The organism is Actinoplanes sp. NPDC049802, assembly GCF_040656595.1.
GTDB lineage: Bacteria > Actinomycetota > Actinomycetes > Mycobacteriales > Micromonosporaceae > Actinoplanes.
In genome coordinates this window covers 15,870-38,508 of the sequence record NZ_JBFAMR010000038.1, presented here as the reverse complement: position 1 = coordinate 38,508, position 22,639 = coordinate 15,870, and the positions used below count along the sequence as shown (strand labels likewise).

The window sequence follows — 22,639 nt, the reverse complement described above, 5'->3', positions numbered from 1 at the left end:
GCCGCCTAGAGGACGGCGTCGCCGTCGCCTGGGAGGTCGTCGATCTCCGGCCAGTCCACGGCGAGGTCGTCCATGCCGGCCTCCACGGTCGTCTCCGCGCCGGCCTCCAGGCCGGTCTCCGCGGTGCCGAAGTCGGGCAGCTCCTCGTGCGTGATCTCGACGGCGTCCTCGTCGAACAGGCCGGTCGGCTCGCCGACCGTGTCGGCGCCCGTGCCGAAACCCAGGTCGGTCTCGTCGATCTCCGGCTCGGCCTCCACCGGCGCGGTCGCCAGCAACTCCAGCCAGCCCGGATCCCCGGCCTGATCGTGGCCGCCGACGGCGCTGTGGGCGCTCACGAACGGCGCCAGATGCTCGGCGACCTCGGCGGGCGCGGTGTCCGCGTAGCTGACCACCGCCTCGGCGACCAGCTCCTCCGGCAGCTCGCGCAGGAAGTCGCCCGGGTCACGGCCCGGGCCGGCGAGTCCGGCGAACACGTCGCGGAGGGGTTCCATGCCTCTACCTTATGAGCGCCGAGCGCCGACCCGCCTGGGGGAAACCCCCTGCCGTACCCCCAACCCGACCGATCACGACACGATACGGAGCATCCGGCGATGTACGCACTCGGCATAGACCTCGGTACCACCTACACCGCGGCCGCCACCTGGCGCGACGGGCACGCCGAGATCGTCCCGCTCGGCAGTCACGGCGCCGCTGTCCCGTCGGTGGTCCTGCTCCGGGAGGACGAGACCTTCCTGACCGGGGAGGCGGCCAGCCGTCGCGGCCTGACCGAACCGCACCGGGTGGCCCGCGAGTTCAAACGCCGCATGGGCGACACCACACCGATCCTGCTCGGCGGGGTGCCGCAGTCGGCCGAGGCGCTCACCGCCCGGATGCTGCGGGCCGTCGCCGACCAGGTGATCGCCAGGGAGGGCGGGGCACCGTCGGCCACCTGCGTCTCGTACCCGGCGAACTGGGGTCCCTACAAGACGGACCTGATGCGGCAGGCCGTGCGGATGGCCGACCTGGACGGGCCGGTCACCTACACCACCGAGCCGGAGGCGGCCGCGGTCAGCTACGCCCAGCAGCAGCGGATCGAGGCCGGCTCGATCGTCGCCGTCTACGACCTGGGCGGCGGCACCTTCGACGCCGCGGTGCTGCGCAAGACCGGCCTCGGCTTCGGCATCCTCGGCCGCCCGGAGGGCATCGAACGGCTCGGTGGCATCGACTTCGACGCCGCCGTGTTCAGCCACGTGCAGGCCGCGCTGGGCGGCAAATTCGCCGAACTGGACGAGGACGACAGCACCGCGATCGCCGCGGTGGCCCGGCTGCGTGAGGAGTGCGTCCACGCCAAGGAGGCGCTCTCCGCCGACACCGACACCACCATCCCGGTGCTGCTGCCCAACGTCGCCACCGAGATCCGGCTCACCCGCTCCGAGTTCGAGGCCATGGTCCGCCCCGCCCTGTACGGGTCGGTCGAGGCGCTGAAACGCGCCCTCCGCTCCGCCGACGTCACCTCCGCACAGCTGCACTCGATCCTGCTGGTCGGCGGCTCGTCCCGGATGCCGATCGTCGCCCAGCTGGTGGCCGCCGAGTTCGACCGGCCGGTCGCCGTCGACGCGCACCCCAAACACGCCGTGGCGCTCGGCGCGGCCTGGCTGGCCAGCGGGAAGCAGGCCCAGCCCGGCGGTCCGGTGTCCGGGCGGGCCGTCGCGCCGCCGCCCCGGCCGGTTCCGGTCACCCCGGTGAGTTCCGCGCCGGTCAGTTCCGCGCCGGTCAGTTCCGCGCCGGTCAGTTCCGCGCCGGTCAGTTCCGCGCCGGTCAGTTCCGGTCCGGTAAGCGTGCCGCAGGGCGGTTTTTCGCAGGGCAACGTCCCGCAGGGCGGCTTCTCGTACGGCAAGCCTCCGCCGCCGGCCACCACCTTCCTGCCGGCGTCGCCCGTCCCGCCGGCCGCGCCGGTCAAGGCCCGGGCGGCGGCCGTCCCGAGCGGAGGCCTGCCCACCATCACGCCGCGGCCCGCCCCCACCGGGAAGGCCGCCGTCACCCGCCGGCGGTCCCGCCGCCGGCTCACCGTGCTCGCCGCCGGGAGCGCGGTCACGGCCGTGCTGGTCGCGGCGGGTGTCGCCTACGCCGAGTACCGCCTCGACGATCGCGGCGAGAAGCTGACCGGCGCCGGGGCCACCACCCCGGCGTCACCCAGCGTGAACGCCGGGCCGCCGGCCGACGAGGTGTGCAGCGACGCCATCAAGAGCAACAAACGCTGGGTGTGCCTCACGTCGGCGGTCGTCAGCGACGGCAGACTCACCGTCGACTACGACGTCGAGTGGGCCGGATCCACACCGGACGTCAGCGGCGGCTACCACCTGCACGTCTGGGGCGGGGACGGGAAATACCCGGCAGACCATGACATGGGCTCCCACGCCCCCAAAGCCGACCAGGGCGAATGGTACGTCGAGGACCGGAACCCGTCGGTGCTGGACCTCGACGACAAACGGTACCTGCGGGCGATCGACGACGCGCCCAAGGTGTGCGCCCGGATCGCCCTCGCCGGGCACGGGCTGGTCAAGGACGAGAACTCCACCTATCTGACGGGCAACTGCGTGCCCATCACCCGCGAATGACGGCACCCGCCGTACGCCCGTCCGGGCTCCGACGGACCGATGGCGGCTGTGCGGCGGTGACTCGCCCGGCCGCCGCCGCTCAGCGGGCCGGCCGACGTGGAGCCGGGCCGACTCCGCCGCGCCGCGGCCGGTGATGTCAGAGGATTCCGAGGCGACGGGCCTGGGCCACGGCGTCACTGCGACGCTCCACATCCAGTTTGCGGTAGATCGACCTCATGTGAGCCTTGACGGTGTTGACGGACACCCCGAGTTCGGTCGCGATCTGGGCCGCCGTCAGCATGGTGGGCAGATAACGCACCACCTCTGCTTCGCGTTCGCTGAGGGGCCCGCCGGTGGGCGCCGGCGCGGCCGGCTGCCCGGTCGTACGCAGGTCGTCGATCATCGTCGTGGTGAGGTCCGGATCATCAGGGGTGAGGAGCCGCATCCGGTCGGCCAGAGCCGTGAGCCGGCTGCCGGACAGGGTGACGAACGGCCGCCGGATCCCCTCGTGAGCGGCCAGGCGCACGGCGGCGGCGAACAGGTCCACCGCCCGGGTGGTACGACCGCGCGCGTCGGCGACGAGGGCCGCGACGATTCCGGCGGTCACCGTGGCGACGGACCCGTCGGCCGTGGAAGCGCCGACGGCGAGCAGCTCCTCGGCACGGCGCGGCTCACCTCGGTCGAGGGCTGCCCGGGCGAGGCAGACCCGGTGCGCCAGACCGGACGGCGTGCCGGTGGACAGGGCCGCGTAGCGTCGTTCGACCCGGTCGGGTGATCCCGCGGCGAGGTCGGCCTCGGCATCGAGCAGCAACACCCAACGGTCGAGTTCCGGCACCCGCATCCGTTCGTTGCGGTCCTGGTGCGCCTGGGCCAGCAGGGAGCGCGCCTGACCCGGTTGCCGGTGCGCCAGCGCCAATCGCGCCTGGACCAGGAGCGACACGATCCGTTGAGCGGCCTCCGGCTCGCTCTCGTGAGCACGCAGGCCGTGCCGGGCGGCCTCCGCCGCGGCGGCCGGCTCATGGCGTTCCAGATGCACGAGCGCCTGTGCGAAATGCGCCGCGACGGCCTGCACGGTGTAGCTCCACCCTCGGCGTTCGGCAAGCCGCCGGGCGTTGCCGGCGAGTTCGGCCGCCTCCCGGACCGACCCGTGCATCAACTCCAGCAGCGCCAGGTGACCGGTGGCGTTGACGTGGGCCAGCTCGACGCCGACCGCCTTGGTCGCGGCGGTTGCGGCACGCAGGTCCCGGGCGGCGCGACCGATGTCACCGGTCCACAACCGCGCCAGGCCCCGGCTGTTGAGGCCGATCGCCCGGTACTGCGCGGCCGCTGTGGCGTCGTGGAACGGAGACTCCGCCAGTGACGTGAGCGCCTCGGACTCCACCGCGACGACTGACGGCATGTCCCCGACGGCTCGATCCGCGGCCACCCGCAGGGCCATCAGCAGGACCTCGGCGGGATCCCGGCTCGCGGCCGGGAGCCCCCGCAGCAGCTCGCGGATCCGGGCGACGCGGGGCGGGATGGCCTCGTAGTCGCCGGAGTAGAACAGCAGCAGCACGTCGCCCGCCATCAACTCCGGCGTGGAGGTCATCACGTCGCGGGGAATCTGGCGGAGAATCCGGATCAGCGGCCCACGGTGAGCGGTGAGGAGGAGCGGCCCGGCCTGGCCGACCAGCAGCCGGCCGGCATACGGCCAGTCCTCGCCCCGGACCGCCTGCGTCAGGGCCTCGATCACCGAACCCCGGCCGGCGTACCAGCGTGCCGCGCGACGGTGCAGCTCGGCCACTCTGCCCGGCATCTCCAGCCGCAGCCGGTGGCGCAGCACGTCATGCAGCAGATGGTGGTACCGGAACCAGACGGGTTTGGGGCCCAGCCGAGTGACGAAGTCGTTGGCGTGTTCGAGATCCTCCAGCATGCGCTGCCCGTCACCGGCGCCGGTGATCGCGTTGACCAGGTCGGCGCACATCTGGTCGCAGACGCTGGACTCGAGCAGGAAGCGGCGTTGCCGCGGCGGGCGCCCGGCCAGGACCTCGTCGGTGAAGTACTCGTCGATGCCGCGGATGTCGCCGGCGAAGTCCGCGACGGAGCGGGTGCCGCCGTCACCGGTGAGGAAGGCCGCACCGAGGCGCAGACCCGCGACCCAGCCGGCGGTCCGGTGGAGCATCATGGACATCTCGTCGGGATTCAGGGCGAGCCCATGGCTGCTCAGCAGAGCCGTCGCCTCGTCCATGGTGAAGGCCAGATCCTCGGCCAGCACCTCGCCCACCTGCCCGGCCGCCTGCAGCCGGGACAGCGCCAGCGCGGGCGCCGTCCGGCTGACCAGGATGAACCGAAGCGGCGACGAATGCCGCAACAGGGCGTCCATCTCACCGAGCACCTGACGGTCGTCGACGAGATGGAAATCGTCGATCACCAGCACGGTCTGATCAGGAAGCCGGGTGAATCCGGCGAGGATCCGCTGACGGCGCTCCCGCTCGTCGCGCGGCACCGATCGCATCCCGGCCAGGGGACTGTCCTCGTTCAGGGCTCCGGTGGCCCGGAGCGCGGCCACCACATACGTCCAGAACCGCTGCGGGTCGTTGTCGTAGGTGTCCAGGCTGAGCCAGGCCACCGGAGTGCTCCTGCGGTGCGCCCAGGCGGACACGAGAACGGTCTTGCCCCAGCCGGCTCCGGCGCGGACGATGGTCAACTGCTTACCGGCGGCCCGGTCGAGGAGCTCGAGCAGGCGTGGCCGGGGGACGTCACCGTACGTCGCCACCGGACGAGCGATCTTGGTGACCGCCAGGGACATCAGCGCGGGGGCGGTCACCGGCCGGCCGTCGCCGGCATCCGCCGTGGCCCCCGTCGATCCCGCCGCGCTGCCGTGGCCCACATCGGCACGGTAATTGCTGTTCATCGACACCCGGCATCGCCTCACCCGCGGGTGTGACTGTCAGCCACACGCCCCGGCGCACGTGTTCACGTCGTCGTCGACGCGACCAGGCGCCAGCGAAACATGAAACCCGCGCGGCGGCAAACCTTCGACCCGTGATCTCCGGGACCAAGGTCCATCGACGACAGGGTGGCCTGCCCGCCGGGGCGGAGACGATGCCTTGACGTCTACCTGCGGCCTCTTCGGCCGTCGATCACCGCCACGCCGTGATCGTCACCGGCCACCGGCGTCTCCGGGACGGGCAGGGCCGGGTCGATCATCGTCATTCCGGCGACCGGGGCCCGGTCGAAGTGGGGCAGCAGCCCGGCCGCCTCGTCGAGCCCGACGGTCCGCTCGATCAGCCGCTGCGGGGCCAGCACGCCCCGCTCGATGATCGCCATCATGGCCGGATAGTCGGCGGCCGCCATGCCGTGGCTGCCGAGCACGTCGAGCTCCCAGCCGATCACCCGGGCCATCGGCACGCGCGGGTGGCCGTCGACCGGCGGCAGCAGCCCGATCTGCACGTGGCGGCCCCGGCGGCGCAGGCTGAGGATGGCGTCGGCGCAGGTCTGCTCGCTGCCGACGGCGTCCACCGCGACGTGGCCGCCACCTCCGGTCAGCGCGGCGACCGCGGCCGGGACACCGTCGCCGGCGAGCAGGGTGTGCTCGGCCCCGAGGTCCGCGGCGACGGCCAGCGCCCCCGGATTGCGGTCCACGGCGATCACCCGGGCGCCGAGGGCACGGGCGATCATCACGGCGCTCAGGCCGACCCCGCCGGACCCGATCACGGTGACCCACTCACCCTCGGTGACCCGCGCCCGTCCGGCCAGAGCACGGTACGCCGTGGCGAACCGGCATCCGAGACTCGCCGCCGCCGCGAAACCGACCGTCGCCGGAACGGCCACCAGGTTGGTGTCGGCGGCGTGCAGGGCGACGAACTCGGCGAACGATCCCCAGTGCGTGAACCCGGGCTGCTCCTGGTCCGGGCACACCTGTGCCTGCCCGGACCGGCACCACTCGCACCGGCCGCAGCCGCAGACGAACGGCACGGTCACCCGGTCGCCGACGGTCCAGCGGTCGACCCCGGCGCCCACCTCGGCGATCACACCGGCCAGCTCGTGGCCCGGCACGTGCGGCAAAGTGATCTCGTCGTGCCCGGCCCAGGCATGCCAGTCGCTGCGGCACAGCCCGGTGGCGGCCACCCGCACCACCACCCCACCGGGCGGGGCCACCGGGTCGGCCACCTCCCGCACCTCGGGCCGGCCCTGAATCGCATCGAAGATCACCGCACGCACCCGTACATCCTGTCAGGCCTTGAGCAGAGGTCAGAAACCGGCCGCAATGGACGGCAGGATGGGACTCATGACAGCGACGTGGAAGATCGAGCTCATCCCGGTGCCGGTGACCGACGTCGACCGGGCCAAGGCGTTCTACGAGAGCATCGGGTTCAACGCCGACCACGACCACACGGTCCACGAGGGGCTGCGGTTCGTGCAGCTGACCCCGCCCGGTTCGGCCTGCTCCATCGCGATCGGCGACGGCCTCACCGAGAAGACCCCGGGCACCCAGGAGATCCAGGTGGTCGTCGCCGACGCCGACGAGGCCCGCGAACACCTGCTGGACGCCGGCGTCGAGGCGAGCGAGGTCGACGAGCAGCCGTGGGGCCGTTTCGTCTACTTCCGCGACCCGGACGGCAACAGCTGGTCCCTGCAGGCGATCAAGCACCGCCCCCAAGGCTAGCGTGTGGAGTACGGGCGCGGATCGCACCCGAATTTCACACGCTGGGTTGGCGTGCTGGTGGTGGACCGAGGGTCGGCGAGAAGCGCTGGTCGATGCCGGTGTGTGGGGTATGGGTGCGGATCGCACCCGAATTTCACACGCTGGGTTGGCGTGCTGGTGGTGGACCGAAGGTCGGCGAGAAGCGCCGGTCGATGCCGGTGTGTGGGGTATGGGTGCGGATCGCACCCGAATTCCACACGCTGGTTTGGGCGTGCTGGTGGTGGACCGAGTTGTCGGCGAGAAGCGCCGGCCGGTGTTCGGTGTGTCGTCCCATGGCCGACTAGGTATACCTAGGCGCCCCGCGCACCTGTCCTAAGTACCCCTGAGCAGCGAAGATACGTACGGCGTTGCCGATGTGCCGGGCCTTCCCGCGACCGAGGATCGATGTATCGGAAGTCGACCGGAAGGAACGGACATGTTGCTGCACCCCGACATGATGCTGGATCTGGCGAACGCGCGGAACCGCGAGCTGATCGCCGAGGCCGACCGCGGCCGGCTGCTCCGCCGGGCCTGGTGGAGCCGGGCCCGGCGGGCCGCGAAAACCACACAGGTACGCGGACGCCCCACCGGTAACCTGGCGTCGTGCGAACGACCCGTGGCGGCGCCAGCCCGATGATGATCGGACGGGAGGGCGAGCTGCGCCGGTTGGCGCGGCTCGCCTGCTCACGTGAGCCGGCCGTCGTGATCATCGCGGGGGAGCCCGGCATCGGCAAGACCCGGCTCGTTCACGAGCTGCTCGACACCGTCCCGGCCGAGACGGTCGTGCTGGTCGGGCAGGCCGAGCCCGGCTCGCTCTCCCGGCCGTACGAGGTGCTGCTCGACGCCGTCGACGGCCGTCCGGGCGTCGACGGCGACCAGCTCACCGCCCTCACCGACCCGAGACGCAGCCCGGTCGAGCGGCTGCACGCCGGCCTCGCCGTCCTGGACCGGCTGATCGGCGACGCCCCGGCCGTCGTCGTCTTCGAGGACCTGCACTGGGCCGACTCGGAGAGCGCCGCCCTGTTCGAACGGATCGCCGACCAGCGCGGGCCGCGACTGGTCATCGGCACCTACCGGCCGGACGAGGTGACCGTCCGCCAGCCGGTCGCCGGCCTGCTCGCCCGGATGGAGCGGCGGCACGCCGTCACGTACGTCCGCCTCGATCGGCTGACCCCGTCGCAGACCGCCGCCATGCTCGCGGCCGCGACCGGAGCGCCCGCGCCGCTGCGCGCCGCGACGGCCCTGCACCAGCGCACCGGCGGCAACCCGTTCTTCCTCGAGGAGCTGTTGAGAGCCCTTCCGGGGTACGACGTGGAGGCGCTCGTCGAGCAGCCGCTGCCGTGGAGTCTCGCCGACGTGCTGCGCCGCCAGGTCGAGGATCTCGACCCGGTGCGCCTCCGCATCGTCGAGACGGCCACCGTGCTCGGCCACCGGATCCCGTTCGACCTGCTCGCCGACGTGACCGGCGCGAGCGAGGACGAGCTGATCACCGTCCTGCGCGAACTCGTCACCAGAGGGGTGCTGGTCGAGTCCGGTGAGGACGAGTTCGCGTTCCGGCACGCGCTGGTCCGCGAGGCCATCGGCGGGCGGATGCTCGGCCGCCAGCGGCGCCGGGTTCACGAGGCCGCGCTGGAGGTGCTGATGCGCGGCGGCGGCTCCGACCCGGCCATGGTGGCGCACCACGCCTGCGGCGCCGGCCGGTACGACGACATGATCGCGGCCGCCCGGAGCGGGGCCGCTCTCTACCTGTCCATCGGGTCCGCCTACCAGGCGCTGCAACTGGCCGAGATGGGGCTCGACGAGGTGGCCGACGACCCGGAGCTGCTGGCCTCGGCGGCACGGGCCGCGTGGCTGGCCGGGCTGCTCGACGACGCCCTGCGGTACGGGCGTCGCTGGCGGGACCTGGCGCCCAGCACCACCGACCGGGCCGAGGCCCTCTACCTGCTGGTCCGGGCCGCCTGGGAGTCCCGGGAGCACGAGGAGATGCGCGCTCTCACGTACGCCATCGAGGCTTTGATCGCCGAACTGCCGCCGGGCGCGGCACAGGCGCGGGCCATGACGGCGATCGCGCAGTCCGCCTATCTGCGTGACGATCTCGACGCCGCGATGCTCTGGGCGGACCGCGCGCTGGCGCTCGCCGACGAGTTCGGCCTGCCGGCCGTCCGGCGGGCCGCCCTGCTGGAGAAGGGCTCGACGCTGATCGAGCGCCCGCACACCGCCGCCGACGGCCGGAGGATTCTGCACGCCCTCGTCGACGAGGCCGAGAAAGCCGGCGAGTGGGTGCTCGCCGCCCGCGCCCTGCACACCCTCGTGCACGGCGAGCCACCCACCTCGCCGGTCGAATACGCCGAGATGCTGGAACGGGCCCGGGTCGACGCCGAACGCGCCGGATTCGAGTCGCTCGCGGTGGCCGCCTACTTCCAGGGCCGGGCCCGGCTGGCCGTCCGGTCCGGTGACCTGCGCGCCGCCATCGCGGCCCTGGAGGAGGGCCGCGACCAGGATCGCGGCTACCGGCGGCGGGGCCGCTGGGCCGACTACCACGGCGTCTTCCTGGCCGGCCTCTACCTGGAGGCCGGGGAACTGGACCGGGTCGAGCGATTGATCGCCGACCTGGCGGCGCTGCCCAACAACCCGCCCACCGTGATCCCCGGCCTGGAGTTCCACCTGGCCTGCCGCCGCGGCGACCTGGCCCGTGCCGAGACCGCGCTCGCCGGCCTCTACACCGCGCTCGCCGCCCAGACCTGGCGCAACGGCGAACAGGCGCATGATCTGGTGTCCGCCGCCCTGGAGCTCGGGCTGCCGTTGCCGAAACTCGACGAGATGGCGGTCGCGCTGCTCGACGCCGACGTGTGGGACGCCTACCGCACCCTCGTCGACGCCCAGCTGTCGGCGGCGCACGGACGGCACGCCGAGGCGCTCGCCGCATTCGAGACCATCACCGAGGCACACGTGCTGGGGCCCGCCGCCCGCGGCACGGTCCGGTTGTCGGCGGCACACTGCCTTCTCGCGCTGGGCCGTCCCGCCGAGGCCGCCGCCCAGGTGACCGCGGCCGCGCCGCTGCTGGCCGGGTGGGGTGGCTGGCGGGTGGCGCAGCTCGCGCGGATCCGCGCCCAGCTGGGCATGGACCCGGACGGCGCGGCGCCCGCCCCGGCGCTGACCCCACGCGAACGCGAGGTGGCGGTCCTGATCAGCGACGGCCTCACCAACGCGGAGCTGGCCCGCCGGCTGTTCATCTCGCCGAAGACGGCGGCCGTTCACGTGTCCAACATCCTCCGCAAGCTGGGCGTCGCCTCCCGCACCGAAGTCGCCGGCCTGGTCGGCCGCCGCCCGTAGCGTCCCGGCTCGATCGGCCGATGTGGCACGATCTGTCGTCCACAGCGGGCGAGTGCGCCCGGGCGGCCACCGATAGCATGCCCCGATGAATGGCTTGGGCCTGTTTCTGGTGGGTGTGGGCGCGGGGCTGGCCGGCGGGGCGATGGCCGGGCCGGGGGCGTTGACGGCGGCCGCCGTCCCCGTACTGGTGGGGATGGCCCTGTTGATCCTGAAGGGCCGCTCGGAGCCCGAGGGGACGCGGCCGGGCCCGGTCCTCTCCGGTCTCGGCACCCGCGTCCACGACATCCTGCGACTGGCCGAGGATCAGGCCGCCGACCACGTCGCGGAGGCCAGGAGGCAGGCCGACCGGATCGTCGCCGACGCCCGGGCGAAAGCGCGCCGCATCCACCCGGAATGACGCATGGCCGGCCGTCGGCAGCCGGTGGGATCGTCGCCGAGGTGGAAGCCAGACGTATCGACCCGGATTGAACGTGGTTGGATGTGGGCGTGACGATCACGGTTGGTGAGGCGCCCGAGAAGGAGCGCTTCGAGGCGCGCGACGAGTCCGGCGAGCTTGCCGGGGTGCTCACCTATCAGGTGACCGGAAACATCATCGTCTACACGCACACCGAGGTCGATCCCCGCTTCGAGGGGCAGGGCGTCGGTTCGGCCCTGGCACGCGCCGCGATGGACGATGCCCGCGCCCGCAACCGCACGGTGGTCCCCATGTGCCCCTATCTCGGGGAGTGGCTGGACAAGCACAAGGAGTACGACAAGATCGTGGCCCGGTCCCACCGGCGGGTCAAATAGCCACCGGCGTCCCTCCGCCGGATCCTGGCCGGCCGTGCGATCGCAGCCGTCCACGCATCGAACCCGGAAGCCGCCGGCGGACGCGCCGGGCTCGTCCCCGTCCCGATGACGCAGCGAGGTCCCGTTGTTCGAACCCTTCCTCTACCGGCAGCAGCGGGAGCAGACGATGGCGGAGAGAGGGTGGGGTGTCGTCGAACAGGTCCCCGACGCGGGCGACCAGATGGCGCCGCACTCGTACACCGTGGGCCTTACCCTCCGGGACCGGCCCGAACTGTTGAGCACCTCGCCGGCTGGGCATGCCGGGGAGGTGCTCGCCGAACTGGGCCGCCGCGTCTACGACGAGGGGAAGCGGTTCACCGACGGCGAGCGGATCACCGACCTGCCGTCCGGGCAGGTGACCGTCCGGGACGCGGCCGCAGCCGTGGGGCGGGCGCCCTCGGTGGCCCACGACCTGTACGGCGCGGACCGGGTCCGGGTGCAGCAGGTGGTGTTCCCCGGCGATCAGGACCTGCTGCCCCGCCCCGGCGACGTGTCGTTCCCGCACCTGGCGCCGCCGATCTCGCCGCCGGTGCCGATCAGCCCGCCCGTCTCGCCCCACGACGAGCCGGTGTTCCGGTTGCCGCGCCCGGTCGTCCCCGATGATCGGCCGCGTATGCCGGGCCCGGACGGCTGGCCCGGCATGTGATGCCGCGGCGGCCTACCGGTCCGGGTCGGGGGAACTCTGGAGCCGGGGCGTCAGCTCCGCTTCCGGGATCGGGCCGCCGTGCTCACCGACCCGGGCGATCAGCGCGCGGGCCCAGGCGGTCAGATCGGTGACGGCCACACCGTGCGGGGCGACCTCCGCGTACGGCTCGATGCGATCGGCGGCGCGAGTGAGCAGCCGGACCCCGCCGACCGCGTTGCCCCGCCGCAGGTGAGTGATGCCGACGGCCAGTTGCGCCAGGCCCTTCCACAGCTCACGGTTGTCGTCGTCGCAGCTCTTCCAGGCGGTCTCCAGCACCTCGTGGGCGTGGAACGGCCGCCCGGCGTCGAGCAGCCGCTGCGCCTCCCGCAGTGACTCGTCCGGCGGCAGCACCAGATCCTCCGGTGTGGTCGGCACCCCGGTCAGGCCGCGCGGCAGCGGCCGGCCGAGCCCGTCACGTGGGCGGTTGTTGCGCGCCCGCCCGGACTCGTCACGATCACGCGGCACAGGCATTCCGGAGGTCATTTCTCCATGGTGCACGGCCCGCCGCCCGCGACGGCCGGAACCCCCGGCACCGAGTGACCGTACCGGGCCGCGTCGCCCGCGAACTGCTGCGTGCCGTCAGCGGTTAGCTCGTCGCTCAGCCGGTTCGGTGGGGCTTGGCGCCCTTCCTGTGACGGGTCGTTGATGCGCCTGGCCGGTGACCAGGATGAGTCCGACGTCGTGGTGGACAGCGGGTTGCCGGTCACGGGAGCCGGGCGGCGTCCGGGACCGGGCCGGCGCGTGGACCAGACGACCATCCGCCGCCCGCATCGATCGCATCCGCCCTTTTCCGTCGCGACCGCCACGGCGGGCATCGATAGGCGCCAGATGCGCCCCGCCGAACCCTGTGAATGCGCGGATCTGCCGGTGATCGGACAGCCGTCCATGACTGTCCGATCACCGGCCACCGCAGGAAGGGGCCGTTCAACCCGCCCAAGATCTACCGAAAAGCGTCGATGTTGCGCGCGGCCCATGCAGTGAAGGGGCGTGGTGATCGGCCCAGAACCTCCGACACGTCCGGGCTGATCCGCTGTTCTCGTGCGGTCGGCGTGCCAAGGATCGCGAGCGTGCCCTCGACGACGGGTGGTGGCATGTACCGCAGCATCTGTTCATGGGCTTGCTCGGGGGTTTGCTCGATGAAGCGGATGGGCTCGCCGAGCGCGGCGGCAAGATCAGTAACCCGTTCCCGTGGTGTGCTCAGCATCGGACCGGTCAGCTCATACGTGCGTCCGTTGTGAGCGCCGTCGCGCAGCGCGGCGGCGGCCACCTCGGCGATGTCGTCCGGGTCGACCACGGGCAGGCCGACGTCGCCGAATGGCGCGGTCACCGTACGACTGGCCCGGATCGGCTCGGCCCACGTGAGGGCGTTGGAGGAGAAGCCGCCGGGCCGCAGGATCGTCCAGCCGAGACCGGACCGGCGTACGAGGTCCTCGATGGCGTGCAGGGGTGCGTGTGACGTCGCCCCCGGCCTGGTGTGTACTGCTTGCGAGGATTGCAGCACGATGCGTTTCACGTCGGCGGCCGCAGCGACCCGCAGGATTTCGGGCATGTCGAGGTGCGCTCCGGCGCCCTCCACGAGCAGGAAGACCGCTTCCGCGCCGACGAACGCTGGACGAAGGGTCTCCGGCTGTGCAAGGTCCGCGAGATGGTGGCGAACCCTGCTGGGCATGACATGGCGGCGTCGTCCACGAGACACCGCCGTCACCTCTGCGCCCGACGCCGCAAGGATCGACACCAGCGTCCGGCCGACATTTCCGGTGGCGCCTGTCACCACGAACATGTTCGTCTCTCCAGTTCAGCCGCGTCGTTCGCGCGGTTGAAGCTGACGTTAGTGGCGCCGGTATAGTAGGTACCTACAGGATAGTAATGGCGTTGTGATGGAGGACACGTGGACCGATCCGCGGACCCCGAGCTGGCGTGCCCGGTCGCGCCGGTCGTCGATGTCGTGTTCAGCCGATGGACCACGCCCATCCTCTGGGCTCTTCACGAGTACGGTCGGCAGCGATTCGGGGAGCTCGAGCGCCGGCTGACCAGCATCACGCCGAAGGTGCTCACCCAGCGGCTACGCCAACTCGAACGCGACGGGCTGGTGGCCCGCACCTACCACGCCGAGATGCCACCCCGTGTCGAGTACGAGATCACCGAGCTGGGCGCCAGCCTCGGTCCGATCTTCGCCCATCTGGTCACCTGGGCCGACGCTCACCTCGAAGACGTGGAGCAAGCCCGTCGTGCCTACGACGCAGCGCGATGAGACCGACCCCGCCGGATCATGCCGGTTGCGGAACGGCTCCACTGCTGCGGCTTCGGCCGGTGTCCGACCACCCGCACGACTCAGCGGCTGCCGACGTCCGCATCTGCCGCAGATGACGCCCGCTTGTCCTCATCGCCGCCCGCGCCCAGCGCGCGGGTCCCGGCCCCGAGCACGCGCCTGACACCGCTCATGCCGCGAGCGTAGAAGCGGACCCAACTCGATCTTGGAGTCTTGGACACGGTCAGCATCGTGTCGGCGAGCCGCAGCCGTTCGCAGTGGACCAGCCGATCGGAACCGGGCAGGCCGGGGCATCCGGCGGCGTGCCGGTCGACGCAGTCGATGCCGATGTCGATACAAAGCCTTGACCTGGCCGACCGCCGGACCGGAGGCTGCAGACACAGGGTCGGAGGTGAGATGCGGGACTTCGAGGTCGTCACCATGGGACGTGTCGGTGTCGACATCTACCCGTTGCAGACCGGCGTCGGCCTGGAGGATGTCACCTCGTTCGGCAAGTTCCTCGGCGGCAGCGCGACGAACGTGGCGGTCGCCGCGGCCCGTCACGGCCGCCGGACCGCGGTGATCACCCGCGTCGGGCAGGACCCGTTCGGCAGGTACGTGCGCCGCACCCTGGCGGAACTCGGCGTGGACCACCGGTTCGTCGCCACGGTTCCCGGCCTGCCGACGCCGGTGACGTTCTGCGAGATCTTCCCACCGGACGACTTCCCGCTCTACTTCTACCGCCTGCCGACCGCGCCCGACCTGATGATCGAGCCCGCCGAGCTGGACCTGGCGGCGATCGGTGCGGCGGGCGTGTTCTGGTGCACGGTCACCGGCCTCTCCCGGGAGCCGAGCCGGTCCGCGCACCACACCGCCTGGCGGGCCCGCGGACGCCGCCCGTCGACCGTGCTGGATCTGGACTACCGGCCGATGTTCTGGGACTCGCCGGAGACCGCCCGGGCCGCGGTCCGCGAAGCGCTGCCGCACGTCAGCGTGGCGGTCGGCAACCTCACCGAATGCGCGATCGCCGTGGGTGAGGACGATCCGGACGCGGCCGCCGCCGCGTTGCTCGGCGCCGGTGTGTCACTCGCCGTCGTCAAGCTGGGCCCCGGCGGGGTCCTGGCCAAAACCGAAGATCATGTGGTACGCGTACCGCCCGCCGAAGTGGACGTGGTGAACGGCCTGGGCGCCGGCGACGGTTTCGGCGGCGCGCTGTGTCACGGCCTGCTGGCGGGCTGGCCGCTGGACCGGATGATCCGGTTCGCCAACGCGGCCGGCGCGATCGTGGCGGGCCGCCTGGAGTGTTCCACCGCCATGCCGACGACCGCCGAGGTGGAGCTGGCACTGGAGTCCGGCCGTGTGTGACGGCGTGGCCGGGCCGGGGGCGCGACAACCCATTCCGGCTCTGTGTGACGGCGTGGCCGGGCCGGGGGCGCGACAACCCATTCCGGCTCTGTGTGACGGCGTGGCCCGGCCGGGGGCGCGACGGCCCGTGCCGGCCGGGGCGACGGACACCGGCGGCATCCGGCTCGCCGGCGCACGCTGGTTCGGGCGGCGCACGGGCAGTATCGGTACGGCGGGCGCGACCACTTTTGAGGAGACGTTTCGATGAGCTTCGCGGACCGTATCGGCGGGGCGCCGATCTCCTGGGGTGTGTGCGAGGCGCCCGGCTGGGGCTACGAGTTGTTCGCCGACCGGGTGCTCGCCGAGATGGCCGGGCTCGGGCTGCGGGCCACCGAGCTGGGCCCGACCGGCTATCTGGGCAAGACGTCGGCGGACGTCCGGGCGGTGCTGGACCGGCACGGGCTGCGGCTGATCGGCGGCTTCCTGCCCGTACCCATGCATGTCTGCTCGGAGGCCGATCTGCGCGAGGCGGCGACGGCGATGGACACGCTGGCCGCCGCGGGCGCCGAAGTGGTGGTGCTGGCCGCGCGGTCCGGTGACGGCGGCTACGACCGCAAGGTCCGGTTGGACGACGGCGAGTGGCGACGGCTGTTCGCCACCTTGGACACGTTGCGGGAGATGGCCGGCGACCATGGCCTGCGGCCCAGCCTGCACCCGCACGTCGGCACCGCGGTCGAGGACCGGGAGTCGGTGCTGCGGCTGCTCGACGGCAGCGACATGCCGATCTGCCTGGACACCGGTCACCTGCTGATCGGCGGCATGCGGCCGGCTGAGCTGCTGGAGCGGGCGGCCGGCCGGATCACCCACGTCCACCTGAAGGACGTCGATCTCGCGGTGGCGGCCAGTGTGCGCGACGGCAGCCGCAGCTACATGGACGGGGTCAAAGCCGGCCTGTACACGCCGCTCGGCGCCGGTGACGCCGATGTCGCCGGGATCGTCGCCGGGCTGGAAGCCGCCGGATACAGCGGCTGGTACGTGCTGGAACAGGACTGCGCCCTGGCCGGCCCGCCCGCCGCGGGCACCGGGCCGGCCGGCGACGTGCGCCGCAGCCTCGAGTTCCTGACGGGGGTGGCGCGGTGACGACGATGCTCCGGCCAGGGCAGACGCCCGCCGGGACGGGCGGGCCGACGGTGACGCGGATCGGGGTCATCGGCACCGGCGTCATGGGCGCCGACCACGCCCGGCTGCTCACCGGGGCGGTGTCCGGCGCCCGGGTCGGCGGCGTCTTCGACACCGACGGCGCCCGGGCTCGCGGGGTGGCGACGGCCAGTGGCGGGGCCCGGGTGTTCGCCGACCCGTACGCGCTGATCACCGACGACGGCATCGACGCCGTGCTGGTCGCCTCGTCGGACGCCACCCACGAGGACTACGTTCTCGCGTGCGTGGCGGCCGGGAAGCCGGTGCTGTGCGAGAAACCGCTCGCCCCGAGCGCCGCCGCCTGTGCCCGGATCGTCGAGGCGGAGGCCGGGCACGGCAGCCGGCTCATCACGGTGGGTTTCATGCGGCGGTTCGACCCCGGCTACACCGACATGCGGCGGCTGCTCGCGGCGGGGGAGATCGGCGCCCCGCTGATGCTGCACAACGTGCACCGCAATCCGGCTGCGGTGCCCGGCCTGCCCGGCTCGGCGCTGATCACCAACTCGGCGGTGCACGAACTGGACATCGTGCGCTGGCTGTTCGGTGAGGAGATCGTCGAGGTGGCCGTGCACACCCCGAGGGCGAGCGCGCAGGCGGGCGGCACCCGGGATCCGCAGCTGCTGGTGTTGCGGACCGAGTCCGGGGTGCTCGCCGACGTGGAGATCTTCGTCAACGCCCGGTACGGCTACGAGGTCCGCTGTGAGCTCGTCGGCGAGGCGGGCACGGTCACCGTGGACGCGCCGCCGCCGACGTCGCTGCGCCGGGGCGGACTGAACGCGCGGACGCTGCCGGGGGACTGGCGGCCCCGGTTCGCCGAGGCGTACCGGCTGGAGCTGCAGGACTGGATCGACGGGGCGGGCGCCGGTGCGACGGCCTGGGACGGTTTCGCGGCGACCGTCGTGGCGGAGTCCTGTGTCGCGGCCCTGGCCAGCGGGCAGCGGCACCCGGTCGCGCTGCCCCCGATGCCCGCTCTCTACCGCGGGTGAGCGGGCGTACGAAAAATCTCGGGTGGTGATGTCGAGAATCGGTGAGCGGCTCCGTCCCCGGGTCGAACGCCGACCAGAATGGGTCGCAACCGGCATCGAGGAGAGCCACCATGGCCAAGTACCTGCTGCTCAAGCACTACCGTGGCGCCCCGTCCGCGGTCAACGACGTGCCGATGGACAAGTGGACGCCGGAGGAGATCTCCGCCCACATCAAGTACATGAACGACTTCGCCGATCGGCTGGTGCAGTCCGGTGAGTTCGTCGACGGGCAAGCGCTCGCCCCGGAGGGCTCCTGGGTGCGCTACGACGGCGAGGGCCGCCCGCCGGTCACCGACGGGCCGTTCGCCGAGACCAAGGACCTGATCGCCGGCTGGATGATCATCGACGTGGACAGCCATGAGCGTGCCGTCGAGCTGGCCGGGCAGCTGTCGGCCGCCCCCGGCAAGGACGGCAGGCCGATCCACGAGTGGCTGGAGCTGCGCCCGTTCCTGCACATGCCGCCGACGATCAGCGAATGACGGCTGAGGAACTCCTGCGGAGCCTCACGCCGAACGTGCTCGGCATCCTCGTCCGCCGCGGAGCAGACTTCGCGGCGGCCGAGGACGCCGTCCAGGAGGCGCTTATCGAAGCGCTGCGGGTGTGGCCGGCCGATCCGCCGCGCGATCCGAAGGGCTGGCTGGTCACGGTCGCCTGGCGGCGGTTCCTCGACGCGGCCCGGTCCGACGCGGCCCGCCGCCGCCGGGAGGAGATCGCCGAGGTGCAGCCGCCGCCGGGGCCGGTGCCGGAGGCCGACGACACACTGCGGCTCTACTTCCTGTGCGCGCACCCGTCGCTCACCCCGGCGTCGGCGGTGGCGCTCACGCTGCGGGCCGTCGGCGGGTTGACGACCCGGCAGATCGCCGAGGCGTACCTGGTGCCGGAGGCGACCATGGCGCAGCGGATCAGCCGCGCCAAGAAGACGGTGTCCGGGGTGCGCTTCGACCAGCCCGGTGACGTGGCGACCGTGCTGCGGGTGCTCTACCTGGTGTTCAACGAGGGTTACACCGGTGACGTCGACCTGGCCGCCGAGGCGATCCGGCTCACCCGGCAGCTCGCCGCCGCCATCGATCACCCCGAGGTGTACGGGCTGCTCGCACTCATGCTGCTTCATCACGCCCGGCGCGCTGCCCGTACCGATGCCGACGGTGGTCTCGTCCCGCTGGCCGGGCAGGACCGCACACGCTGGGACACCGCACTGATCGCCGAAGGCGTGGTGATCCTCCAAGCGGCGCTGGCGCGTGACCGCCTGGGCGAGTTCCAGGCGCAGGCGGCGATCGCGGCCCTGCACGCCGACGCGCCGGCCGCCGCGGAGACCGACTGGGTGCAGATCGTCGAGTGGTACGACGAGTTGCTGGCCCTCACCGACAGCCCGGTGGTGCGGCTGAACCGGGCCGTCGCGGTCGGCGAGGCGGACGGCGCCCGGGCCGGCCTGGCCGCTCTCGCGGACCTGGATCAAACCCTTCCCCGGTACGCCGCGGTCGCCGCCTACCTGCACGAACGTGACGGCGATAAGAGACGGGCGGCCCGGCTGTACGCGGAGGCCGCCGGCCGGGCGACGAACCTGGCCGAACGTGACCACCTGACCCGCCAGGCCGCCCGTCTCAACCGTCAGCTGTGACGGGTCGCCGCCTCCTCGACCGGGAGCGCGGCGACGTACCGCTGCATGAAGGCGTTGAAGCCGTCGACGTCGGCCTGCTCGGGTTCGGCGGTGTCCAGCCGCGCATCGGCGAAGACCACGTCGTTGAGGAACGAGTCGAGGCTCTGGCCGGGCTGTTTGCCGGTGAGGAAGGCGGCCAGGACCGCGATGCCCCAGGCACCGCCCTCGGAGGCGGAGTCGCCGACCGAGACCGGGGTGTCGATCGCGGCGGCGAGCAGCCGCTGCGCCACGCCCTCGGTCTTGAACAGGCCGCCGTGCGCGAACATCCGGTCCAGCCGCACCGACTCGGCCTTCTGCAGCACGTCCATGCCGAGGCGCAGGGTGGCCAGCGCCGAGTACAGCTGGGTCCGCATGAAGGTGGCCAGGTTCAGGCTGCTGCCCGGCTCGCGCAGGAACAGCGGCCGGCCCTCGTGCAGCTTGGTGATCGGCTCACCGGACAGGTAGTTGAACGCCATCAGGCCGCCGCCGTCCGGGGCGCCGTCGAGCGCGGCCTTGAACAGCGTCTCGAAGACCGTGTTGCTGTCCGCCTTCGCCCCGAGCGCGGTGGCGAACTCGGCGAACAGGCCGGCCCACGAGTTCAGCTCGCTGGCGCCGTTGTTGCAGTGCACCATCGCCACCAGGTCCCCGGCCGGGGTGGTGACCAGGTCGATCTCCGAGTGCCGGCGGCTCAGCTCGCCGTCCAGCACGATCATGGCGAAGATGCTGGTGCCGGCGCTGATGTTGCCGGTGCGGCGGGCCACCGAGTTGGTGGCGACCATGCCGGTGCCGGCGTCGCCCTCCGGCGGGCACATGGCGGCGCCCGGCTGGAGCGTGCCGGACGGGTCGAGCAGCCGCGCGCCCTCCTCGGTCAGCGAACCGGCCGCCTCGCCCGCGGGCAGCACGGCCGGCAGCAGCTCGGCCAGCTTCAGCGGCACCCGGCCGGCGGCCAGCTCGTCGAACTGGCCCAGCATGCGGGCGTCGTAGCCGCCGGTGCTGATGTCGATCGGGAACATGCCGGAGGCGTCGCCGACACCGAGCACCTGACGGCCGCTGAGCTTCCAGTGCACGTAACCGGCGAGGGTGGTGAGGTGGGCGAGCCGGCCGAGGTGCTCCTCGCCGTTGAGGACCGCCTGGTAGAGGTGGGCGATGCTCCAGCGGTGCGGGATGTTGTAGCCGAACAGCTCGCTGAGCTGCTCGGAGGCGTCACCGGTGTTGGTGTTGCGCCAGGTGCGGAACGGGGTGAGCAGCTCGCCGTCGCCGTCGAAGGCCAGGTAGCCGTGCATCATCGCGGACACGCCGAGGGCGCCCACGGTGCGCAGCTCGGTGCCGTGTTTGGCGCGCACGTCCTGAGCCAGGGCGGCGAAGCAGCCCCGCAGCCCCTCCCACACCGCTTCGAGGGAGTAGGTCCAGGTCCGGTCGACGAACTGGTTCTCCCAGTCGTGGCTGCCGACCGCGATCGCCGTGTGGTCCGGGCCGGTCAGCACCGCCTTGATGCGGGTCGATCCCAGCTCGATGCCGAGGGCGGTCCGCCCCTGGTCGATCGCCTCGCGCAAGTCAGCCATCGTGAAAGAGTCCTTCCGTACGTGTTTCCGACCTTCGCCCGACAGGGACACTACGCCCTGTCGGGTACACCCGGGCCGGGTGATCCACTGTCCGGGGATGAGATCAGCGGCCTGCCCGGGTGGTGACCGTTTTCTCCCAGATCAGGCGGACCGCGGGCAGCACCTCGGACACCGCCGGAATGGCCGGGCCGGGCTCACGGACGCCGACCGTGAGGGCCGGGGCGGACCGTTCCAGCGTGCCGGCCATCCGGTCGATGTCGGTCATGATCGAACCGGTGAGGACCAGGACCCCGGTGTCGTCGATCTCGGTGCGGACCTTGCGGAGCGTCTGCCGACGGGTCTCGCGCAGCTCGTCCAGGACGTCGCCGAGCTTGTCGGCGTCGCTGGCGTGCGCCTCGAACGCCTCCGACGCGGCGGTCAGCACCGGGCCGATCTGCCGGGGGACGTCGGGGGTGTGCGGGGTGGCGGCCGCGTCGAACATCGACCGGGCCACCGAGTTGACCTGGTGCACGCCGTGCTCCAGGGCCCGCACCGTCTCGTCCAGCGGGGCGACCTTGGCGACCGGCGTGGTCAGTGACCAGCGGGCCTGCCTGGTCAGCTCGTCGACCGCGGCGACCGCCTCCTCGAGGTCCTCGTCGAGCTCCCGGGACCGGGCCAGCCACTGCTCGGCCTGCTCCCGGTCGTACCCGTCGTGGACGCCGTCGCCGAGCTTGCGCAGCAGGCGGGCGATCTCGGCCGACAGGTGGGTCACCTTGAGGCGGGCGCGCTCCCGCGGGGTCACGCCGCCGACCAGCGGCGACAGGATCACGCCGACGACGATGCCGAGCACCGTGGCGGCGACCCGCTCCCACACGAACGCCTCGGTGACCGCGGTGCCGCCGACCAGGACGCCCAGGGAGGTGAGCGGAACGGCCACCGAGCCGTCGCCGAGGCGCAGCACCCGGCCGACGGCCAGGCCGAGCCCGGCGATCACCGCGATCGACCACGAGCTCACGCCGAACGCGCCCCAGGCCACCACCGCGACGGCGATTCCGGCGACCGTGCCGACCAGCCGCTGAGCGCCCTCACGCAGCGACGCGTGCGAGCTCATCTGCACCGACAGGGTGGCGGAGATCGCGGCGGTGACCGGGCCGACCAGGTGCAGGGTGTCGGCGGCGGTCCAGGCGATCTCGGCGGCGACGGCGGTCACCAGGATCGAGCGGACGGTGTCCGCCTCGACCCGGTCGCGCCAGCGGCGGGCCAGGCGGCGCAGCGGTGCGGGCAGGTGCGGTCGCACCCACTCGACGGCGGCTTCGCAGGCTCCCTCGACGACGGGGCGGACGGTGCGGCGCAGCAGGGTCGCCACCACGGCGCAGAGCGCGAGGCCGGCGACGACGAGAGTGATCGGATCAACGGAGGTGGCGAGCGAGAGGAGCAAGATACGGCTTTCTCTTCCACGATCGGGTTCGTCAAGAAACCTATCGGCGTCCCGAAGAACAAATGGTGGAAACAGGTCCAATGTGACGACCGTCGCTCACTCTCGGTGAGCAGCGGCCTCGC

Annotated in this window: 19 protein-coding genes and 2 pseudogenes; 13 read left to right on the top strand and 8 right to left on the bottom strand. The window is 72.5% G+C overall.

Going from position 1 to position 22,639, the window contains the following annotated elements:
* Positions 1 to 5: 5 nt before the first annotated feature.
* Complete coding sequence (locus AB0I88_RS24835; RefSeq protein WP_361028983.1) at positions 6 to 491, bottom strand: hypothetical protein; 486 nt, start codon at positions 489 to 491, stop codon at positions 6 to 8.
* A 99-nt stretch (positions 492 to 590) separates the two neighbouring features.
* On the opposite strand from AB0I88_RS24835, the pseudogene AB0I88_RS24830 reads away from it, so the two are divergent.
* Positions 591 to 1,628 (top strand): annotated as a pseudogene (locus tag AB0I88_RS24830) (Hsp70 family protein); the annotation flags it as partial.
* Positions 1,629 to 1,762: 134 nt separating this feature from the next.
* Here the strand turns inward: AB0I88_RS24830 and AB0I88_RS24825 are convergent.
* The 3 genes and pseudogenes from AB0I88_RS24825 to AB0I88_RS24815 all read right to left on the bottom strand — a co-directional run.
* Positions 1,763 to 1,981 (bottom strand): annotated as a pseudogene (locus AB0I88_RS24825) (hypothetical protein); the annotation flags it as partial.
* 752 nt (positions 1,982 to 2,733) lie between these two features.
* On the bottom strand, positions 2,734 to 5,445 hold the full coding sequence (locus AB0I88_RS24820; RefSeq protein WP_361028980.1) for a LuxR C-terminal-related transcriptional regulator: 2,712 nt from the start codon (positions 5,443 to 5,445) through the stop codon (positions 2,734 to 2,736).
* A gap of 227 nt (positions 5,446 to 5,672) precedes the next feature.
* Positions 5,673 to 6,779, bottom strand: coding sequence for a zinc-dependent alcohol dehydrogenase family protein (locus AB0I88_RS24815; protein ID WP_361028977.1), 1,107 nt, complete (start codon positions 6,777 to 6,779; stop codon positions 5,673 to 5,675).
* A 67-nt stretch (positions 6,780 to 6,846) separates the two neighbouring features.
* Between AB0I88_RS24815 and AB0I88_RS24810 the strand changes: the two genes are divergently transcribed.
* From AB0I88_RS24810 to AB0I88_RS24785, 6 genes are all read left to right on the top strand, one after another.
* Positions 6,847 to 7,224 carry a VOC family protein gene (locus AB0I88_RS24810; protein WP_361028974.1) on the top strand — a complete coding sequence of 126 codons (378 nt, stop codon included), beginning with the start codon at positions 6,847 to 6,849 and terminating at the stop codon, positions 7,222 to 7,224.
* A gap of 454 nt (positions 7,225 to 7,678) precedes the next feature.
* Positions 7,679 to 7,879 carry a hypothetical protein gene (locus AB0I88_RS24805; RefSeq protein WP_361028971.1) on the top strand — a complete coding sequence of 67 codons (201 nt, stop codon included), beginning with the start codon at positions 7,679 to 7,681 and terminating at the stop codon, positions 7,877 to 7,879.
* Positions 7,846 to 10,575 (top strand): AAA family ATPase, encoded by a 2,730-nt coding sequence (locus AB0I88_RS24800; RefSeq protein ID WP_361028968.1) that lies wholly within the window; start codon positions 7,846 to 7,848, stop codon positions 10,573 to 10,575. The genes AB0I88_RS24805 and AB0I88_RS24800 overlap by 34 nt, the downstream gene beginning before the upstream one ends.
* An 85-nt stretch (positions 10,576 to 10,660) precedes the next feature.
* Complete coding sequence (locus AB0I88_RS24795; RefSeq protein ID WP_361028965.1) at positions 10,661 to 10,972, top strand: hypothetical protein; 312 nt, start codon at positions 10,661 to 10,663, stop codon at positions 10,970 to 10,972.
* Positions 10,973 to 11,061: 89 nt separating this feature from the next.
* Positions 11,062 to 11,364 carry a GNAT family N-acetyltransferase gene (locus tag AB0I88_RS24790; RefSeq protein WP_361028962.1) on the top strand — a complete coding sequence of 101 codons (303 nt, stop codon included), beginning with the start codon at positions 11,062 to 11,064 and terminating at the stop codon, positions 11,362 to 11,364.
* Between the two features lie 124 nt (positions 11,365 to 11,488).
* The gene (locus tag AB0I88_RS24785) at positions 11,489 to 12,049 is read left to right on the top strand and encodes a DUF4262 domain-containing protein (RefSeq protein ID WP_361028959.1); all 561 of its coding nucleotides are present in this window, start codon (positions 11,489 to 11,491) and stop codon (positions 12,047 to 12,049) included.
* A 12-nt stretch (positions 12,050 to 12,061) separates the two neighbouring features.
* On the opposite strand, the gene AB0I88_RS24780 is transcribed toward AB0I88_RS24785, so the two are convergent.
* On the bottom strand, positions 12,062 to 12,571 hold the full coding sequence (locus AB0I88_RS24780; RefSeq protein WP_361028956.1) for a DUF309 domain-containing protein: 510 nt from the start codon (positions 12,569 to 12,571) through the stop codon (positions 12,062 to 12,064).
* Between the two features lie 457 nt (positions 12,572 to 13,028).
* Entirely contained in the window at positions 13,029 to 13,868 is an 840-nt protein-coding gene (locus AB0I88_RS24775) for an NAD(P)H-binding protein (protein ID WP_361028953.1), read from the bottom strand.
* A gap of 108 nt (positions 13,869 to 13,976) precedes the next feature.
* Between AB0I88_RS24775 and AB0I88_RS24770 the strand changes: the two genes are divergently transcribed.
* From AB0I88_RS24770 to AB0I88_RS24745, 6 genes are all read left to right on the top strand, one after another.
* A complete protein-coding gene (locus AB0I88_RS24770; RefSeq protein WP_361028950.1) occupies positions 13,977 to 14,339 on the top strand; it encodes a helix-turn-helix domain-containing protein in 363 nt (120 codons plus the stop codon).
* A 414-nt stretch (positions 14,340 to 14,753) separates the two neighbouring features.
* Entirely contained in the window at positions 14,754 to 15,701 is a 948-nt protein-coding gene (iolC, locus tag AB0I88_RS24765) for a 5-dehydro-2-deoxygluconokinase (protein ID WP_361028947.1), read from the top strand.
* A gap of 243 nt (positions 15,702 to 15,944) precedes the next feature.
* Positions 15,945 to 16,820, top strand: coding sequence for a TIM barrel protein (locus AB0I88_RS24760; protein WP_361028944.1), 876 nt, complete (start codon positions 15,945 to 15,947; stop codon positions 16,818 to 16,820).
* 5 nt (positions 16,821 to 16,825) lie between these two features.
* Positions 16,826 to 17,863 carry a Gfo/Idh/MocA family oxidoreductase gene (locus AB0I88_RS24755; protein WP_361029086.1) on the top strand — a complete coding sequence of 346 codons (1,038 nt, stop codon included), beginning with the start codon at positions 16,826 to 16,828 and terminating at the stop codon, positions 17,861 to 17,863.
* 110 nt (positions 17,864 to 17,973) lie between these two features.
* On the top strand, positions 17,974 to 18,381 hold the full coding sequence (locus tag AB0I88_RS24750) for a YciI family protein (RefSeq protein ID WP_361028942.1): 408 nt from the start codon (positions 17,974 to 17,976) through the stop codon (positions 18,379 to 18,381).
* Positions 18,378 to 19,520, top strand: a complete 1,143-nt coding sequence (locus tag AB0I88_RS24745; protein WP_361028939.1) for a sigma-70 family RNA polymerase sigma factor — start codon at positions 18,378 to 18,380, stop codon at positions 19,518 to 19,520. The genes AB0I88_RS24750 and AB0I88_RS24745 overlap by 4 nt, the downstream gene beginning before the upstream one ends.
* On the opposite strand, the gene AB0I88_RS24740 is transcribed toward AB0I88_RS24745, so the two are convergent.
* Both AB0I88_RS24740 and AB0I88_RS24735 read right to left on the bottom strand, forming a co-directional pair.
* A complete protein-coding gene (locus AB0I88_RS24740) occupies positions 19,511 to 21,100 on the bottom strand; it encodes an FGGY-family carbohydrate kinase (RefSeq protein ID WP_361028936.1) in 1,590 nt (529 codons plus the stop codon). The genes AB0I88_RS24745 and AB0I88_RS24740 overlap by 10 nt on opposite strands.
* Positions 21,101 to 21,203: 103 nt before the next feature.
* The gene (locus tag AB0I88_RS24735; protein ID WP_361028934.1) at positions 21,204 to 22,517 is read right to left on the bottom strand and encodes an aromatic acid exporter family protein; all 1,314 of its coding nucleotides are present in this window, start codon (positions 22,515 to 22,517) and stop codon (positions 21,204 to 21,206) included.
* Between the last annotated feature and the right edge of the window lie 122 nt (positions 22,518 to 22,639).

Excerpts from the sequence above, each read along its gene's own strand:
- AB0I88_RS24835 (WP_361028983.1), bottom strand. The coding sequence starts at position 491 with ATGGAACCCCTCCGCGACGTGTTCGCCGGACTCGCCGGCCCGGGCCGT.
- AB0I88_RS24810 (WP_361028974.1), top strand. The coding sequence starts at position 6,847 with ATGACAGCGACGTGGAAGATCGAGCTCATCCCGGTGCCGGTGACCGAC.
- AB0I88_RS24805 (WP_361028971.1), top strand. The coding sequence starts at position 7,679 with ATGTTGCTGCACCCCGACATGATGCTGGATCTGGCGAACGCGCGGAAC.
- AB0I88_RS24795 (WP_361028965.1), top strand. The coding sequence starts at position 10,661 with ATGAATGGCTTGGGCCTGTTTCTGGTGGGTGTGGGCGCGGGGCTGGCC.
- AB0I88_RS24780 (WP_361028956.1), bottom strand. The coding sequence starts at position 12,571 with ATGACCTCCGGAATGCCTGTGCCGCGTGATCGTGACGAGTCCGGGCGG.
- AB0I88_RS24775 (WP_361028953.1), bottom strand. The coding sequence starts at position 13,868 with ATGTTCGTGGTGACAGGCGCCACCGGAAATGTCGGCCGGACGCTGGTG.
- iolC (WP_361028947.1), top strand. The coding sequence starts at position 14,754 with ATGCGGGACTTCGAGGTCGTCACCATGGGACGTGTCGGTGTCGACATC.
- AB0I88_RS24760 (WP_361028944.1), top strand. The coding sequence starts at position 15,945 with ATGAGCTTCGCGGACCGTATCGGCGGGGCGCCGATCTCCTGGGGTGTG.
- AB0I88_RS24755 (WP_361029086.1), top strand. The coding sequence starts at position 16,826 with ATGCTCCGGCCAGGGCAGACGCCCGCCGGGACGGGCGGGCCGACGGTG.
- AB0I88_RS24750 (WP_361028942.1), top strand. The coding sequence starts at position 17,974 with ATGGCCAAGTACCTGCTGCTCAAGCACTACCGTGGCGCCCCGTCCGCG.
- AB0I88_RS24745 (WP_361028939.1), top strand. The coding sequence starts at position 18,378 with ATGACGGCTGAGGAACTCCTGCGGAGCCTCACGCCGAACGTGCTCGGC.
- AB0I88_RS24740 (WP_361028936.1), bottom strand. The coding sequence starts at position 21,100 with ATGGCTGACTTGCGCGAGGCGATCGACCAGGGGCGGACCGCCCTCGGC.